Origin of the sequence: Dickeya parazeae Ech586 (genome assembly GCF_000025065.1) — a bacterium.
GTDB lineage: Bacteria > Pseudomonadota > Gammaproteobacteria > Enterobacterales > Enterobacteriaceae > Dickeya > Dickeya zeae.
Window position 1 is genome coordinate 3935795 of the sequence record NC_013592.1, and the last position, 17273, is coordinate 3953067.

At 52.0% G+C, this 17273-nt stretch carries 18 protein-coding genes; 11 read left to right on the top strand and 7 right to left on the bottom strand.

Annotation, left to right across the window (positions count from 1 at the left end):
* Positions 1-343 precede the first annotated feature (343 nt).
* Positions 344-1954, top strand: coding sequence for a sensor domain-containing diguanylate cyclase (locus DD586_RS17155; RefSeq protein ID WP_041164602.1), 1611 nt, complete (start codon positions 344-346; stop codon positions 1952-1954).
* 62 nt (positions 1955-2016) lie between these two features.
* Here DD586_RS17155 and DD586_RS17160 read toward each other — a convergent pair whose 3' ends face one another.
* Entirely contained in the window at positions 2017-2436 is a 420-nt protein-coding gene (locus DD586_RS17160) for a secondary thiamine-phosphate synthase enzyme YjbQ (protein ID WP_012886082.1), read from the bottom strand.
* Positions 2437-2858: 422 nt separating this feature from the next.
* The gene (gene uvrA, locus DD586_RS17165) at positions 2859-5690 is read right to left on the bottom strand and encodes an excinuclease ABC subunit UvrA (protein WP_012886083.1); all 2832 of its coding nucleotides are present in this window, start codon (positions 5688-5690) and stop codon (positions 2859-2861) included.
* Positions 5691-5923: 233 nt separating this feature from the next.
* Between uvrA and DD586_RS17170 the strand changes: the two genes are divergently transcribed.
* Complete coding sequence (locus DD586_RS17170; protein ID WP_012886084.1) at positions 5924-6472, top strand: single-stranded DNA-binding protein; 549 nt, start codon at positions 5924-5926, stop codon at positions 6470-6472.
* Between the two features lie 104 nt (positions 6473-6576).
* Positions 6577-6780, top strand: a complete 204-nt coding sequence (locus DD586_RS21560; RefSeq protein ID WP_228669712.1) for a hypothetical protein — start codon at positions 6577-6579, stop codon at positions 6778-6780.
* A gap of 9 nt (positions 6781-6789) precedes the next feature.
* Here the strand turns inward: DD586_RS21560 and DD586_RS22400 are convergent, their stop codons facing one another.
* Positions 6790-7251, bottom strand: a complete 462-nt coding sequence (locus tag DD586_RS22400; RefSeq protein ID WP_264183291.1) for an IS630 family transposase — start codon at positions 7249-7251, stop codon at positions 6790-6792.
* A complete protein-coding gene (locus DD586_RS22405) occupies positions 7139-7825 on the bottom strand; it encodes an IS630 family transposase (RefSeq protein WP_264183290.1) in 687 nt (228 codons plus the stop codon). The genes DD586_RS22400 and DD586_RS22405 overlap by 113 nt, the downstream gene beginning before the upstream one ends.
* 351 nt (positions 7826-8176) lie before the next feature.
* Here DD586_RS22405 and DD586_RS17180 point away from each other — a divergent pair, with 351 nt between their 5' ends.
* Together DD586_RS17180 and DD586_RS22315 are read left to right on the top strand one after the other, a co-directional pair.
* Positions 8177-9301: a type IV toxin-antitoxin system AbiEi family antitoxin gene (locus DD586_RS17180; RefSeq protein WP_012886086.1), complete on the top strand. Its 1125-nt coding sequence runs from the start codon at positions 8177-8179 to the stop codon at positions 9299-9301.
* The gene (locus DD586_RS22315) at positions 9286-10191 is read left to right on the top strand and encodes a hypothetical protein (protein ID WP_012886087.1); all 906 of its coding nucleotides are present in this window, start codon (positions 9286-9288) and stop codon (positions 10189-10191) included. Before DD586_RS17180 ends, DD586_RS22315 begins: the two co-directional genes overlap by 16 nt.
* 314 nt (positions 10192-10505) lie before the next feature.
* On the opposite strand, the gene DD586_RS17190 is transcribed toward DD586_RS22315, so the two are convergent.
* The 3 genes from DD586_RS17190 to DD586_RS17200 all read right to left on the bottom strand — a co-directional run bounded on the left by DD586_RS17190 (position 10506) and on the right by DD586_RS17200 (position 12589).
* The gene (locus DD586_RS17190; protein ID WP_012886088.1) at positions 10506-11081 is read right to left on the bottom strand and encodes a flavin reductase family protein; all 576 of its coding nucleotides are present in this window, start codon (positions 11079-11081) and stop codon (positions 10506-10508) included.
* 42 nt (positions 11082-11123) lie between these two features.
* The gene (locus DD586_RS17195) at positions 11124-11753 is read right to left on the bottom strand and encodes a Rossmann-fold NAD(P)-binding domain-containing protein (RefSeq protein WP_012886089.1); all 630 of its coding nucleotides are present in this window, start codon (positions 11751-11753) and stop codon (positions 11124-11126) included.
* Between the two features lie 182 nt (positions 11754-11935).
* Positions 11936-12589 carry a hypothetical protein gene (locus tag DD586_RS17200; protein WP_041164605.1) on the bottom strand — a complete coding sequence of 218 codons (654 nt, stop codon included), beginning with the start codon at positions 12587-12589 and terminating at the stop codon, positions 11936-11938.
* A gap of 228 nt (positions 12590-12817) precedes the next feature.
* Here DD586_RS17200 and DD586_RS17205 point away from each other — a divergent pair, with 228 nt between their 5' ends.
* From DD586_RS17205 to DD586_RS17230, 6 genes are all read left to right on the top strand, one after another.
* Positions 12818-13399 carry a DUF4255 domain-containing protein gene (locus DD586_RS17205; protein WP_012886091.1) on the top strand — a complete coding sequence of 194 codons (582 nt, stop codon included), beginning with the start codon at positions 12818-12820 and terminating at the stop codon, positions 13397-13399.
* Positions 13396-14205 (top strand): hypothetical protein, encoded by an 810-nt coding sequence (locus tag DD586_RS17210; RefSeq protein ID WP_012886092.1) that lies wholly within the window; start codon positions 13396-13398, stop codon positions 14203-14205. The genes DD586_RS17205 and DD586_RS17210 overlap by 4 nt, the downstream gene beginning before the upstream one ends.
* Positions 14206-14341: 136 nt before the next feature.
* Positions 14342-15895 carry a phage tail sheath family protein gene (locus DD586_RS17215; RefSeq protein WP_012886093.1) on the top strand — a complete coding sequence of 518 codons (1554 nt, stop codon included), beginning with the start codon at positions 14342-14344 and terminating at the stop codon, positions 15893-15895.
* Between the two features lie 111 nt (positions 15896-16006).
* A complete protein-coding gene (locus tag DD586_RS17220) occupies positions 16007-16477 on the top strand; it encodes a phage tail protein (RefSeq protein WP_012886094.1) in 471 nt (156 codons plus the stop codon).
* Between the two features lie 106 nt (positions 16478-16583).
* Positions 16584-17042, top strand: coding sequence for a phage tail protein (locus DD586_RS17225; RefSeq protein WP_226510143.1), 459 nt, complete (start codon positions 16584-16586; stop codon positions 17040-17042).
* Between the two features lie 20 nt (positions 17043-17062).
* Positions 17063-17263 carry a hypothetical protein gene (locus tag DD586_RS17230; protein ID WP_012886096.1) on the top strand — a complete coding sequence of 67 codons (201 nt, stop codon included), beginning with the start codon at positions 17063-17065 and terminating at the stop codon, positions 17261-17263.
* Positions 17264-17273: the final 10 nt, after the last annotated feature.

Below are 17273 nucleotides of genomic sequence, written 5' to 3' on the forward strand. Positions count from 1 at the left end.
CAGCCAACACTGCCAGTGTGGCATGCTGGTGGTCAATGTAAATCTGACTGATACTAAAGATGAAAATTAATAGCGAGTTAAGCAATTAGCAGACTGGGGTTATGATACTCATTTCAATACAATATATTATTCTTTATATTCCATAACTTTAATTAAAACACAGTTTCTTTTTTATTTTTGATTTACGCCAAAAAATTTCCCATCACACAGGTTGACACTATTTTAATCCTTGACTACTACTTAATTATTAAGGCTGGCTGTGTGTCCTTACTTAACGGAAAAATAAATGAATTGCACATTTTGTGCAACCAGAAATGGTAATAACCCCGGTAACGATAACTAAATGCGAGTAAAAAACCTACTACGAATAAATCTTCTGCATTTAATCCTGTTCATTTCTCTTGCCAGTATGTTTATTACACTTTTGAACAGCTACTTCACTTTTTATCATGTTCAAAAAAAACTGCTTATTGAACAAGCCAATAAAGTCAACTCAAGTTATTCATCCAAATTATCCACCACCGTGGATAATTTTTTCTCTATATCAGAAGAACAATTGTCATATGGTGCCAGATTGCTCGTCACACATATCCAGTCGGGGAATTTACACACGCTGCAAACCGAATTGCAACGCATTCACCGGTTAAGTCATGTGTTTAACTCCATGCTGGTGGTAACGGAAAATGGGCAAATCATCGCGTCATCACCTACGTCACTTAATTTGACCGGCCTCACATTACATTCCCGCCAGCATATTGCTGCGAATAAAGGGAAGCGCTTCTTTATCAGTTCGCCTTATACCTCCCTGAGTGGGAATTATATTATTTTTATTTCCCAACCTATTCTTGATGATGCAGGAAATTACCTCGGTTATGTCGGTGGTTCACTTTATCTTAATAACCGACGTGTTCTGAACGAATTCATGAATACACAGTTCAGCAATGACAGTTTTAATACTTATGTCATTGATAAAGAAGGTACCATCATTTACCACCACGATATCGCGCAAGTCGGTACCAAATTTACCGACCCCACCCTCTTCTCGGTAATTAGCAATCAGGATAAAGGCAGTTTTATGATGCCGGATGAACAGGGGATCCCCTCACCGGCTTCATTTATCCGCACGCAAAAATCAGGCTGGATTATTATTACCCAGCAATCGTTTCACTCCATCGAAGAAGCGCTGAACAATGTCATGTTGGATGTACTGAAACAAGGCACGCCGCTGGGGATCGCCACCCTAATGATACTCAGCATTCTGGTCTATTACATCGCCAAGCCGCTACGTCAGTTGGCCAAATCAGCCAGCAGCATGGAACAGCCTGGCGTGATTGGCAAAATCCGGGCGGTCAAAGCCTGGTATCAGGAGATAGAACAGCTCAAGCGGGTACTGCTCATGGGGACCGTCCTGTTGCACAAACGTATCGGTCGCCTTAGCTCAGAAGCGCACACCGACCCGCTTTCCGGCATGTTGAACCGGCGGGGCATGTTGGAAAGCATGGAAGAGATCCGGGGTGAATATAAGAAAGTCTCGGTCATCGCCATCGATATCGACCATTTCAAATCGATCAACGATTCCTTTGGGCATGATGTGGGCGATATGGTCATTCGCAAACTGAGCCAGCAAATCCGTAAAAACTTTCGCAAAACCGATCTGGTCTGCCGAATTGGCGGCGAAGAGTTTCTTATTTTGCTGCCCGGTGCCGATATCCATGTCGCGACGGTGATAGCCGAACGGCTGCGTAATAACGTCGCCAACACAGTCTACGTTCCGGGTTCACAGCACCATCAGGTCACCATTTCCATCGGCGTGACCACCTTTAACCCGCAAAAATCCGCGCTGGATATCGCCATTAAAACGGCAGATAACGCGCTGTACAAAGCGAAAAACGGCGGGCGTAATCAGGTGGTGGTGGAATACCTCTCTGACGACATTTCACTGGCACAACACTAAGCGGCACCCCGAGTTGCCGTCAGTACTCAACCGGTACGATACCGGTACTGGATTGACGCCGGTTATTCACCCTGCAAGGTTACCACCAGCGAGCGACTGCCGCCGTGGTTACGGTGTTCACACAGGTAAATCCCCTGCCAGGTGCCGACATGCAACCGACCGTTGCGTACCGGTAGCATCAGGCTGCTGCCCAACAGGCTGCTCTTCAGGTGCGCTGGCATGTCGTCGCTGCCTTCATAGGTATGGCGGTAATAGGGTTCGTCTTCCGGCACCAACTGGTTAAAGAAGTTCTCGAAGTCCTGGCGAACCGTGGGATCAGCATTTTCATTGACCGTCAGCGACGCGGACGTGTGGCAGATAAACACATGCAGCAACCCGACCTTAACCTGACGCAAATCCGTCACCTGCCCCAGCACTTCATCGGTGATCAAATGAAAACCACGGGACCGGGGTTTAAGCCGAATATCGTATTGTTTCCACATTTCATCTCTCCTGTGGTGGTAACCATCGCCAGAGGATGCCATAAAAAAGCGCGGCACGCCGCGATGAGGCTGTAAACAAACAGGCTATTGTTTTTTATAGGCGAATTTATGCCAGAACGGTAAAAAGTTTCGTGCGTAGTAAAAGTGGTGATTCTTTTGCAACGTCATCGCACGCACGACAAGGAGAGGCTCAACGCCGCCTCTCCTTGACCACTGGCTTGATAGCTAAACTGTGCCGCTGGCGCGGTGCCTTCGGCAAGCGTCTTCGCTGTTCGGGCCGCCCGTGACGTGCTCCCAGCACGGCACGGGCTTTCGCCGCGTCCATACGGCTCACCCGGCGAATCCGCTAGCCTCAGCACAGTTTTTGACGCTGGAAAAACCACTTCCGTCAAATAGGAAGGTTTATCAATAACCTAAACTGACTAACCCCGATCCAGAATCGGTTTCAGGAACCGGGCGGTGTGGGATTGCTCGCACTGGGCTACCGTTTCCGGCGTGCCGGACACCAGAATCTCGCCGCCGCCGCTGCCCCCTTCCGGGCCCAGATCGACTATCCAGTCAGCGGTTTTGATCACATCCAGATTGTGCTCGATCACCACAATGGTGTTGCCCTGATCGCGCAACTGGTGCAAAACCGCCAGCAACTGCTGAATATCAGCAAAATGCAGGCCGGTCGTCGGCTCATCCAGAATATACAACGTCTGCCCGGTGCCACGCTTCGACAGCTCACGCGCCAGCTTCACGCGCTGCGCTTCACCGCCGGACAAGGTGGTGGCCGACTGCCCCAAACGGATGTAAGACAAACCGACATCGATCAGGGTTTGCAGCTTACGCGCCAGCGCCGGAATGGCATCAAAGAACTCGCGGGCGTCTTCGATGGTCATCTCCAGCACTTCATGGATGCTCTTGCCCTTGTATTTAATCTCCAGCGTTTCGCGGTTATAGCGTTTGCCTTTGCACTGGTCACAGGGCACATAAATATCCGGCAGGAAGTGCATTTCCACCTTGATAACACCGTCGCCCTGACAGGCTTCGCAACGCCCGCCACGCACGTTAAAACTAAACCGACCGGGGTTATAGCCGCGGCTGCGCGCTTCCGGTACACCGGCGAATAATTCGCGGATCGGCGTAAACACGCCGGTGTAGGTGGCCGGGTTCGAGCGAGGGGTACGACCGATCGGGCTTTGATCGATGTCGATCACCTTATCGAATTGTTCCAGCCCCTGGATCTCGCGGTACGGTGCCGGTTCGTTCAGTTCACCACCGTTAAGCTGGCGCTGGGCAATCGGGAACAGCGTATCGTTGATCAGCGTCGATTTACCGGAACCGGACACCCCGGTAATACAGGTGAACAGCCCAACTGGCAGCGTCAGGGTCACGTCTTTGAGGTTGTTGCCACGCGCGCCAATCAGTTTCAGTACTTTAGACGGGTCGGCCTGCACGCGCTGCGCCGGGATCTCGATTTTGCGTGCCCCACTCAAGTACTGGCCGGTCAGTGATTCCGGCACCGCCATAATCTGCGTGGCCGTGCCTTCGGCAATCACCTGACCGCCGTGTACGCCAGCACCGGGGCCAATATCAATAATGTGGTCAGCGGCACGGATGGCGTCTTCATCGTGTTCCACCACGATCACTGTGTTACCGAGGTTACGCAGGTGGATCAACGTTTCCAGCAGGCGCTCGTTATCACGCTGATGCAGGCCGATAGAGGGTTCGTCCAGCACGTACATCACGCCGACCAGACCGGCACCGATTTGGCTCGCCAGACGAATACGCTGCGCTTCGCCGCCCGACAAGGTTTCCGCCGAGCGCGACAGCGACAGGTAATTCAACCCGACGTTGACCAGAAAACGCAGCCGATCGCCAATCTCTTTCAGTACTTTTTCGGCGATTTTCGCCCGTTGACCACTCAGCTTGATGTTATGGAAAAACTCCATCGCATGGCCGATGCTCATGTCAGCAATCTGTGGCAACGTCGTCTGCTCGACATAAACGTGACGCGCTTCTTCACGCAACCGGGTGCCGTTACAGCTGGCGCACGGCCGGTTACTGATGAATTTCGCCAGTTCCTCACGCACGGCGGTCGATTCCGTCTCTTTGTAGCGGCGCTCCATATTGTTGAGCACCCCTTCGAACGGATGACGACGTACCGAGGTGTCGCCGCGATCGTTGATATATTTGAACTCGATATTCTCTTTGCCGGAACCGTACAGAATCACCTTCTGAATCGCCGGACTCAGGCTATCGAACGGCGCTTCCACATCGAACTCATAGTGCTCCGCCAGTGAACGTAGCATCTGGAAATAGTAGAAATTACGGCGATCCCAGCCGCGGATCGCGCCGCCTGCCAGCGACAGTTCGCCGTTTTGCACCACGCGTGCCGGGTCGAAAAACTGCTGTACGCCCAGCCCGTCGCACGTCGGGCAGGCACCCGCTGGGTTATTGAATGAAAACAGCCGCGGTTCCAGCTCATGCATGCTGTAGCCACACACCGGGCAGGCAAAGTTGGCGGAAAATAACAGCTCTGGCGCGTTCGGGTCATCCATATCCGCTACCACAGCGGTGCCGCCGGACAACTCCAGCGCGGTTTCGAACGACTCCGCCAGACGTTGCGCCAAATCGCTGCGCACTTTAAAGCGGTCTACCACCACTTCAATGGTGTGCTTTTTCTGGAGTTCCAGTTTCGGCGGGTCTGACAGGTCGCACACTTCACCGTCGATACGCGCGCGGATATAGCCCTGCGTCGCCAGGTTCTCCAGCGTCTTGGTGTGTTCGCCTTTACGCTCTTTCACGATGGGGGCCAGCAGCATCAGCCGCTTGCCTTCCGGCTGGGACAAGGCGTTGTCCACCATCTGGCTGACGGTCTGGGCATCCAGCGGAATATCGTGTTCCGGACAGCGCGGCTCACCGACGCGGGCGAACAACAAACGCAGATAATCGTGGATTTCAGTGATGGTGCCGACGGTAGAACGCGGGTTATGGGACGTAGATTTCTGCTCGATGGAAATGGCGGGTGACAACCCTTCGATGTGGTCCACATCCGGCTTTTCCATCAATGACAGGAACTGGCGCGCGTAAGCCGATAGCGACTCCACATAACGACGTTGCCCTTCGGCATACAGCGTATCGAACGCCAGCGAGGATTTGCCCGAACCGGATAACCCCGTCACGACGATAAGCTTATCACGCGGAATAATCAGGTTGATGTTCTTCAGGTTATGAGTACGGGCACCACGAATCTCGATCTTATCCATGCACACTTTTCCCGCAGTAGACGCTGTTTTTTATCCTTTATCTAAGAAAGGAAACCAGTAGAAACGGCCGATTATGGCACAAACAAAACTGAATGAATATCCAGTATATGATGGCAATTTCTGCAACGGCGGAAAAAAGAATGCGGTTCGCCTCGCGGGTATTATCTGACTCAATGGCGTGATATAGTTTTTCGTTTAAAATTTAAAGAAGTGATTGTTCAGGAGACACCAACATGGCCAGCAGAGGCGTTAACAAAGTGATTCTTATCGGGAATCTGGGTCAGGACCCGGAAGTCCGTTACATGCCGAATGGCGGCGCAGTCGCTAACCTGACTCTGGCCACGTCGGACAGCTGGCGCGACAAGCAGACCGGCGAGCAGAAAGAGCGTACTGAGTGGCACCGCGTCGCACTCTACGGCAAGCTGGCGGAAATCGCCGGTGAGTACCTGCGCAAAGGCTCTCAGGTGTATATCGAAGGTCAGTTGCGTACCCGTAAATGGCAGGATCAGGGCGGCCAGGATCGCTACACCACTGAAGTGGTGGTCGATATCTCCGGCAGCATGCAAATGCTGGGCGGCCGTACCGGCGGCGGCGCACCTGCTGGTGGCAACATGGGTGGCAATACGGGTGGTGGTAACGCACCACAAGGTGGTTGGGGTCAACCGCAACAGCCGCAGCAAGCCAACCAGTTCAGCGGTGGCGGCCAGTCACGTCCTCAGCAAAGCGCCCCAATGCCGGGCAACGAACCGCCGATGGATTTTGACGACGACATTCCGTTCTGATAAGCATCATCAATGCCGGGGCAACACAGGTTCCGGTATGATGTACAGGTTCAAGGATGAACCCAGTTACCACATAAGTCAGGAAAAGGATGAGGATACTGCCTATGTCACGTTCATTTGAATTACAAAGAATTTCCGAAGCTCATCGTCAAGCAATGTTGCAATCTGTTGAGCGGGCATCAAGCCGCGCTAGTGCAGCAGGTGCAGCAGGTGCAGCAGGTGCAGCAGAAACAGTAAGAGCACTCTCTCCGTCAGATCTGAACGAACTGATTCATCAGGCTATGAGTCAGGTATTGGGTTCTAAATAGCTTCTCATATTATTGCTCCACTTTAGCCAAGCCAGGTTGGTTGCCGGGAAATGGTGAAGCGGTACGCATAAATTGCGTTACCTGTTTCAGTAACTGCCACAGGTACTGGCACTGATGGTTTCGCGTTATTGTCTCGTGTAACGATAGCCACAGCCGCTCTATCGGATTCAGCCACGGCGAATAGGTCGGCAGAAACAGCAGCCGGAACTTGCTGTTCTCCGCCAGCCAGCGCTCCACTTTGTGGCTTTTATGGATGATGTAGTTATCAACCACCAACGTAATGGTTTTCGCCCGCCGGTATATGCGTCGTAATGCCTCTAACAGTTTGATAAATAAATCATAACTCTTGCTGTTGCCACTAACGTGAGACTCGGCCCGTCCCCGAATGCAGAGCGCCGGCCAGATAATGTTCCTGGTTCTGTCCCGGCGTGGCGATACGCTTCTGCTGCCCTTTGGGCATCCAGTCGGCACCAATTTTCGGGTTCAGGTCGATATCGACTTCATCCTGATAAAACACAGGATTAGCCACTGAGCCCTGAGCCAGCGCCCGCTCGATGGCAAGCCGCTTTTCATCATAATATGGGTCCCTGATTTTCAGCGTCGGTGCGGCTCTGCGCCAGACCATACCGGCCTGTTTGAGGTATCGGTGCAGGGTGGAACGGTGAAGTGCCACGTCAAAAAGCCGGTTGACGATACGGGTCAGTAACTCCGTACTCCAACGGGAGCGCAGCCAGCCGAAATCCTTCGGCGACCGTTGAACCAGCAAGGGAAGCACTCGCTGGATATCGGCGACCGGCCAGCAAGGCGCACGACCGGGCCTGAGGCTCTTGAGTCCATCAACACCCTGTAAAGTAAACCAGTTTATCCATCTTCCGACGGATGAACGCGCAGCACAGAGCAATCTGGCGACCTCGGTGACGGTCATTCCCCGATGCAACATCAGCATGGCAATGAGTCGTCTGGCATAATTTTTATCGCGTGTTTGTTGGGCTTCTTTGCACATCAGTTGTCGTTCTTCATCAGGGATTGCTGCTATGATCGGCATCGCTCAGTCCGGTTGGTGATTTGTGATGTTTGGCGATTGATCAGATCGCACAATCCGGGCTGAGTTCCCCCCAAGTGATCTACTATTTGGCGAAGCTATTTAGCTGGTGTCAGGTGAATATTATCTCCATACACCCAGTATTTGTGATCCTGAAGGTCCTGGATCACAGTCAAGGGAGGAAGGAGCCGTACACCTCATCCATACAGGCGTGCTAGTCAATACAAGGTAGGAAATACAAAGGTTAGCCTAAATTGGCTTGTTAGCTGCGCAGCTAATGATACAATAACACCTAATATTAGCTAAAATTGCTTTTTTTGCTGCGCAGCTAATAATGAATTGGAGGCTAATGTTATGGGACATTACTCACATAGTTTAGGGTTTGAATTCGAAAGGCAGATGCTGGATGCACTGGTGGAGGCTCTTGCTGAAGCATTCGGCTCCGAAGCCTCTGTGCTCGATGCTTCACACGAGCTTCGTGGGGTTGGGGTTGAGCTTGATGGCATGATCGTGATCAAAGCTCCGGGTAAAACCCTGCAGGTATTCGTCGAAGTCAAAAGGGAGGTCTATCCAAGAGACTTGAGGAATGCTGTGTACCAGCTCCACAGGGGCATTGACGAAACTCGTCATCGTCACGAAGCTATTATTGGACTGCTCGCTGCAGGCGTATTGAGCCCCGGGGCTAAGCAGGAGCTTAGAGAACAGAATATCGCCTCATTCGAGCTGGGAGGCAGCCTTTACCTAAAGCATGACGGCTGGCTCATCAACATCGAAAAGCCTTCTCACCGTACCAAAAAGAACACTCAGGGCATTGATCTTTTCACTGAGGCTCGTGAAAGTGTAATACACGCGCTTTTGATGAATAGTCATGGGTGGTTAACTGGTACAGAGCTGGCCGAACAAGCCGAAACTTCTCCATACACCTGCTCTCTCGTGTTGCAGGAACTGACGTTGCGTGAGTGGGTGGAGTCTACTGGTGGAGGACCGAGCAAGCGCAGAATGCTCACTCGCCCTGGTAAGCTTTTGGACGCTTGGTCTGAGCAGTGGCAGGAGCGTAAAGAAAAGAAGTCAAAGTGGTACACCTTTGTCGAAAATCCCAAGGATATGCTGTCCCACCTAGCGGAACGTATAGATCGTCAGAAGGTGGATTATCCGTGGGCGTTCACAGGTGCTGCTGCGGCTAATGTTTACGCCCCATTGCTGACCAGTACTGAGGGGGCAGAAATCATTGTCCCCAAGGGCTACGCAGAGAGGATGGCTGATGTGTTAGGCCTGAAGCCAGTGAGCAAAGGGGCGAACGTTACTCTCATCGAACGCGAACCTGCGAGCTTGCTTTACCGAGATATGCACTCGGACCACCCTATCTTTTTCGCAAGTCCTTACATTCTTTACTTAGACTTATTGGATGGTCGAGGCCGCAACAAAGAACTGGCGGAACATATTAGAGAACGATTGGAGTCATTATGGCAACAGGACTGAAGCCTCGTACAGCGGCTGGATACGATCAAGATGTTACTTCGGCGTGTGAGAGGACATTGCTCACACTACTGAGCGCCTTTGGGAATCTTAAGGACACCCTGAGACTTGTCGGTGGCTTGGTTCCTCGTTATCTCACGCCAGCGACTCCGCCTGATGTTCCTATGCATGCAGGGACTTCTGACGTGGACATTGTGTTAAACCTGGAAGTACTGGCAGCTGGCAATGAATATGCTAGCCTTGCGCAGCAGTTAAAAGCACGGGGCTTCACCCGATGGTCCGAAGAGGGAAAGTCTGCATCTTGGCGCTGGCGCCGCAAGGTCAATGACCACATCGAGGTAGTCGTTGAGCTTCTCCGGGATGCCGGTGATGAGGAACCAGGCCGGACCATCAGTGTCGATGGGGAAAAAGTATCAGCACTCACAATCAAGCATGCTCGAATTGTTCACGATTGGTATCAGCAGAAGGAAATATCTGCCCAACTTCTGGATGGTGATGGCTTATCAGTAGATATCGTGCGATTTGCAGACGTGCCAGCATTTGTCGTTTTGAAAGCACTGGCTCTGGATCAACGTCAGGAGCGGAAGGATGCTGCTGACCTAATCCACGTGATCAGATACTCAGGCTCGGTACAGGAAGTCGCAGCTCTATTCGTTCAGCGTATTCGTTCAGGGCAGCACCCAGAAGCCTTGCAGGACGGGCTAGTGGCGCTCAGCAGGCGCTTTGGGGACGACGAGCATGGTGAAGGCTATGAGAAGGTGGGGCCTGTTGCCTACGCACGCTTCCACGGCAAAGACAACGAAGACGAAGATGAGCTTGTTGGTCGTCAGCGTTTTGCTGCAGGGTTAGTCCAGCACTTACTGGCCGAGATTGAGAAGCAACGGGCAATCTAACGAAAACAGAATTGCCCCATGCAAACTTGGTTTTTTGGCTGCTCCATCTACTCAATAGCAGCTGACAACAATGTAATGTTTAACAGGGAATGTTATGAGAAATTTTACAAAAAATATTACACTTTATGTGTTTTATTGGGTGTCGCGACACCCACATCCCTTTATATAGCCTTTTAGTATTACAAACAAATTCAGTAGTGATGCATCAGGTAAACCTAACCGTTCTGATTGGCATCATCAATGCCGGGGCCAACACGGGTTCCGGTATTATCCCCTTACAACGCCCTGCCCTTGCAGGGCGTTCGTTTATATCGTTATTCCCCCGCACACAGCGCATCGCCGATGGCGTAATAATGCCCACCCGCCACGTGATGCAGGCTACGCCACGCCGGGTCGGCCTTCTCAAAATGCCAGTGACCGTCACTAAAGACTCGTGAATCCGCCCAGGCAGCGATGACCTCCCCGATAAACAGATCGTAGGTTTGCTGGTTGTGAGCTTCAGGGATCAGCTTACACAGTAGCCAGGCCGCGCAACCGGCCACCAGCGGCACATCCGACTCACTGGTGCGAAACAGTTCCACCTGGCAGTGCGCCAGCTTGTCCGGGTTATCACGCAGGCTGATATTCCCGACCTGATTGGTTAATTGCAGTTGAGCTACGGTGGGTACCTGAACAGCGAAATAGCCGCTGTTTTCCAGCAGTTCACGTGTTTTGGTCGCCTTATCCAGCACTACGGTCAGTTTAGGTGGTACAAAATCCAGCCCACAGCACCAGGCCGCCGCCATCACATCCTCTACCCCGTTATGGCAGGCCGACACCAACACCGTCGGCCCGTGGTTAACCAGTCGATAGGCTTTTGCCAGCTCAACCGGTGAAATTTCGCTATTCATAGTGGCTCCTGCGTTATTCCGTTATACAGAGTGACCATCACTTTACACCAGATGCTCAGAGCCAATCACCTGCACACCGCCAACCGGATTCAACGCCGCCGCCAGCAACGCGTCCGCAATGTTTTCCGCAGGGTTAATACGCAAAGCCCGTGGTAGCACCGGATGCAATACACGCAATACCTGTTGTGCCGCCCATTCACCAGCACGCCGATCGTGTCGCTCGCCGCCAATCAATCCTGGGCGCACCAGCGTCAGCGAAGAAAACCCCACTCCAGCAAGATCGCGTTCCACGTCACCTTTCACCCGGTCGTAGAAAAACCGCGACGTAACGCTCGCCCCTCTGGCTGAATTCAGCACGTAGGTTGGCGTGCCATGGTGCTTAGCCAGACGTGCAACCGCCAGTGGGTAGTCATGATCGACCCGGTAGAACGCCGCCTGGCTCCCTGCCGTTTTAATGGTGGAGCCCAGCGTGCAGATCACGGCATCGGCCTGCCACCAGTCGGCATCTGGCGGCAAGTGTTCAAAACTCACCTGCGGTACCAGCAGTTTGTCGTGAGCGGGTAATTCACGCCGTACCGGTGCCGTCACCTGCGTAATACGCGACTCTGCCAGAGCCTTTAATAGCACCTGATGGCCGACCAACCCGGTTGCGCCGACAAGTAGTAGTTTCATTTCTATTTATCTCCGTATGGAATAGTGGCATGAAACAGCATCGCAACATGGCAGAACCCACCAAAGGGCATAACCCAGATTACACAAATAGATTTAAGCCCTACATAATACAGATGAACAGACCGCACGGTGTTTTGTACCGATCCGTTCAACCATCTGCTGGTTATCCCAAATGCTAATGACTATGGGTTGCAAACAATTTCCTTGCCTTCAACCTTCGTAAATTTGACTGTCTTATCATTGATGCGCCAGGCGTGTTCAACCGTCCTTGGCCATGGTTTTTCCTCCGAGGGGATAAACGTAACAAACGTATCGTGGGAATTCGAACCATCAACTACACACGAAACGATTTGTGCTTTAGGGTTTTCTTTCGGTGAAGGTGACGAGAGGACATCTTTGACGATTTCACGACGATCGAGTAAGAAATACTCCCGACCGCATATTTGCCATGACTCAAGTGACCAGGGATCACCATCACTTTCCATGCCGTAAGTCCCCAAATCTTTAAGATCAATACTCTTGTAACGCTCTTCGGTGGCCACAGTACTCTCATTTGGCATATGGCGCCCGATTAATGCCGAGGGAATATCACTCTTACAAGTTATACCATCGAATGACTTCGCCGCTCCAATAGCGTGTGAAGAAAGGAAAATAAGGGGTAAAAGTAGACTGATAGAACGCCCCAAGGTCATGTATAGCCTCCGAATAGCTAATAGAAAGATAATAAAATCATCAATAAGAAAGACGAGAAAAACCTCAAAAATAGGGTTTAAACTTCTGTCAATCGGCAGGATCAGGCCCAATAATCTTGTAACAATATCATAAGAATCAATCACAAAAAAGCGCCAAAATATGTTTAAAAAAAGCAGGTAAAAAACGTCACATAAAAAAGAAGCAATAGAAATGAATACATTGCTTCAAAAACCAGTAAAAACCATGGTTAATTCAGTCATAAATACGAATGATCTTTTCGGCATAAATTTTATCAGCAATACTTGCTGTACGACTTACAGCCACCTCATTTATAGCGAGTTCTACAGAGGATAATTAATAAAGGAACCCCCATGATCCACGCCTCTATCCATTACCTGACCCGGCAATTAAATCAATACCTGAAAAATACCCTGAACCTGCACGATGACGTTGTGGTTATAGCGAATCCGGCTGATGACGACGGTAAGATGTTTCCCCTCACGAAGAATAAGCTGGTGGTATTTTTATCGAACATTGAAAAAGAAACCGTGACGTATCGGAATAATGCCGCCAATCCTGGGAATCGTTTTGCTGTTAGTACACCGCCGTTATTTGTACGAATTTCGCTGGTGGTGGCGGCAAATTTTAGCGGTGCGCAATACGCGGAAGGATTACACATGATCGCCCATGCGATGGCGTTCTTTCATAAAAATGCCTTGCTTAACCGTTATAACGCCCCAGATATGGACGAGGCAATTGAGCAACTATTACTGGAAATGGATAGCCTGCCGCGCCATGAGCTCAGCACGATGTGGACGATGTTAGGCAGCCGTTATTTGCCGTCTGCGGTATACCGTGTGCGGGTGAAAATTGCCGATAGCCAGGCGATTCAGTCGCAGACCGAAAGTGTCAGACAATTGCCTGCCACCGTGACTAAGGGCACAACGCCATGAGCGATTACGACGTGTTATTTCAATTGCGTATCGAACATGAATTTTTTACCGGCTGCACCAGCCTGCCGTTTTATGGCGAATGGCTGCCATGTAGCCAACAGGCGGCGACAAGCATTGGGCTGTTGACCAAACCGCAGGCTGACGGGGTGCTGGTGTTGGCGGATAGAACCCATCCCGCCCTTCAGGCGGTGGAGAACGTAACGCTGCGGTGGTGGTTTGGCAGCCGGGAGCCGAATTTTTTCAGCTACACCGACACCAGTGCGACCGGCACCAGCGGGCTGTTGGAACCGAAGACGCCGTACTTTTGTTACACGCTGAGCGGCGCAGAACCCGGCGAGGTGCGTCTGGAAACGAGCAGCGACACGCCATCAGAGGCATCGAACAGTTTGCCCTCAGCCAAAGGGCGGCTCTGGCAGGTTGATATTGAGATCAATCCAACGGCAATAACGGCATTTCTCAACCGGCGAACAGCACCGGTCTTTATTATGCCGTTTCGCTGCCAACGGCGGCGCTGGAAATATCTGTTCACCGCGCCGTATGTTAATACGAATACACGTATTCGGGATAACCGTCAGAATAATCAGTTTGATTATCTGGGGGAGGAAATACTGGCTAATGACCAACGGGCACAGGCGTTTATTTCCCGTGAACCATTAAGAATACAAAAAAAGTCAGACTATTATTTTCAGCTTTATCAGGACAACACCGTATTCATTGAACGATTACCGGTCGCCATGCCGCAGCATCAATGTCGATTGCAGGTGGATAAATCATCCACCGTTGTCTCGGAAATCATTGTTAACTGACATAACAAGAAAGACAGGGCAATAAAAATAGCGCAATAAAAAATAGCGATACCGCCATACCGGCGCAGGTACCTTTTACTCTCGTCATCGAAAGGGCGCGGGGTGGTTATCTCTCTTAATCAGAAGGAATCACACTATGGGCGTGATGAAAACCCCAGGCGTTTATATTGTTGAAAAGAACGCCTTCCCCAATTCCGTAGTTGAAGTCGCCACTGCGGTACCGGCCTTTATTGGTTACACCGAAAAGGCGGAAAATGGCGGCGTATCACTGCGTAATAAAGCGTGGCGAATTACCTCGATGTCGGATTTTCGTCATTATTTTGGTGGCGCACCGCAGCATAAATTCGATATCGTCGAAAAAACCGATCAAGTACCGGGGGATGCCGCCTTCAGTCAGGCAGGTAAAGCCTATACCCTGACGCTGGCGAATACCCGCTACCTGCTGTACTACAGCATGCTGTTCTTTTTCCAGAATGGCGGCGGCCCCTGTTACATCATCTCGGTGGGGAGCTATCAAGACGCCATTGATGCTGATGCACTGAAAAACGGCATCACACCGCTGCTCAAAGAGCCGGAACCCACCATGGTGCTGACCCCGGAAGCGGTATGCCTGAAAGAAGACGACTGCATCAACGTGCAGCAGGCCGTGCTGGCCCACTGCGGCGGTACCATGAAAAACCGCATCGCCATTCTTGATGTCTGGGAAGGGTATAAAGACCGACAAGACCCGAGCGGCGACTGTATCGCCAACTTCCGTTCCAAACTGGGCATCAACTACCTGGATTACGCCACCGCGTACTACCCGTGGCTGAACACCTCAATCATTCAGGACAATGACATCAGCTTCGCCAACGTCAACAACCCGGACATTCTGATTACCGTGTTGAACGCGGAAATCGCCTCCGCTTTCAAAGAACTGGACGCACTGAACGCTGAGCAGCTAAACAGCGGCGGCAACAAGCTCAAAGCGGCCAAAAAGCAACAGATGCTGGACGAAGTCGCCAAGCTGACGGTGGAGCAGAGCGAAGCGGAAAAAACCTTGCTGCACAAAATTCTGTTCTCTATCAGCCCCATTTACAAAAGCGTGCTGGAAAACATCCGACGTCAGCAAAACCTGCTGCCACCCGCCGCGTCGATGGCGGGGATCTACACCATGGTGGATAACGCCCGTGGCGTGTGGAAAGCCCCGGCTAACGTCAGCCTGAACGCGGTGGTGTCACCCAGCGTGAATATCAGCGCCGACGAGCAGGAAGACCTGAACGTTACCACCCAGGGGAAATCGATCAACGCGCTGCGTACCTTCACCGGCGAAGGCACGCTGGTGTGGGGCGCGCGCACGCTGGATGGCAACAGCCTCGACTGGCGCTACGTCAACGTACGCCGGACCATGATCATGCTGGAGGAATCGATCAAACAGGCGGCCAAAGCCTACGTGTTCGAACCCAATACCGCCAATACCTGGGTGTCGATGGAGAGCATGATCGAAAACTTTCTGTTCGGCATCTGGAAGCGCGGCGGGCTGGCAGGGGCCTCACCGGAAGACGCCTACAGCGTGGATGTCGGCCTTGGCAAAACCATGACGCCGCAGGACATTTTGGAAGGGATCCTGCGTATCACCGTGCTGGTAGCCATCAGCCGTCCGGCTGAGTTTATCGAAATCACCTTCCAGCAGCAGATGCAGAAATCCTGACGCTGACGGTATGACGTTTTAGCGACCGTAGGTTTTTGACGACCATCGGTTTTTGACGAATGAGTTTTTTGACGACCACAGATTTTATCACCCTCTTCAAGGAGAACACCCATGGCAGATGACGGTTCCGCTCAGTCAAGCACCGTATGGCCGATGCCCAAATTTCACTTTGAAGTGAAATGGGACGGCGGCGCGGGCGCCAGCATGGTGGCGTCGTTTCAGGAAATTAGCGGCCTGGATATCGAAGCCCAGATTATTGAATACCGCGCGGGCAACAGCCCGGTATTTTCCACCATCAAAATGCCCGGAATTATCAAGTCCGGCAATGTGACGCTGAAAAAAGGCATTTTCGTCAAAGATAACAACTTCTACGACTGGTTCTCGAAAATCAAGATGAACACCATCGCCCGCACCGCCGTCACCATCAGCCTGCTCGATGAAAGCGGCAGCCCGGCTATGACGTGGAAGCTCAAAAACGCCTGGCCGACCAAAATCAGCGGGACGGATTTGAAATCAGACGGCAATGAAGTGGCGGTTGAAACCATCGAACTGGCGCACGAAGGGCTGGAAGTCGCGGTGTAATCGCCTATTCGCGGCGTGAGGGCCGGTTAATGCAGCAGGTTAGCGCTGCATTAACCCGGTCATCAGGCTCATCTGGCGTAGCCAATAACCAGCCCCGGTAATGCTGATGCAAAAACCATCGTCCAGCAGTGAATGGCCGCTACCCGCGTTTTATTTCAGCGTGAACATCGACAACAGCGGCGACGATCAAGCGTTTCAGGAAGTGTCCGGTATTGAGGCACGTATTGAAACCGAACCCTTCCGCGAGGGTGGCAATAACAACCTGTATCACCTGCCGGTGGCGGTGATACACGGGCCACTCACGCTGCGCCGGGGCCTCGGTTCGGCCAGTTCGCCGCTGGTGCGCTGGTGTAAGCGTTGCTTTGAAGGGCAATTGAATGGCCCGCTGGAAACCAAAGAGGTCAGCGTCAGCCTGCTGAACGAACAAGGCGACCCGTTACGGGTGTGGCTGTTTTATAACGCCTACCCCATCAGTTGGCGGGTTGACCGCTTCCACGCCACCCGCAATGAGGTGGCGATTGAAGAGATTGTGCTGTGTTTTAGTCGTTCGACACGTAAACAGTAACCGCAGAAGGACACACCATCATGGCAATAGAAGTGCGACAACTGACGATTTACTCACGGGTTATCCAGACGAATGACCCGGACGCCGCCCGGCAGGACACGGGCCGCCACGACAGCGACACAGACAACACGGCGGACAACAGTGGGCCAGATGCCGCACACAGCGCACCCGCAGGCTCGCAGGTACTGCATCACCTGAGCAGCAGGCCGCGGGAACGCTAACCGGAGGCGC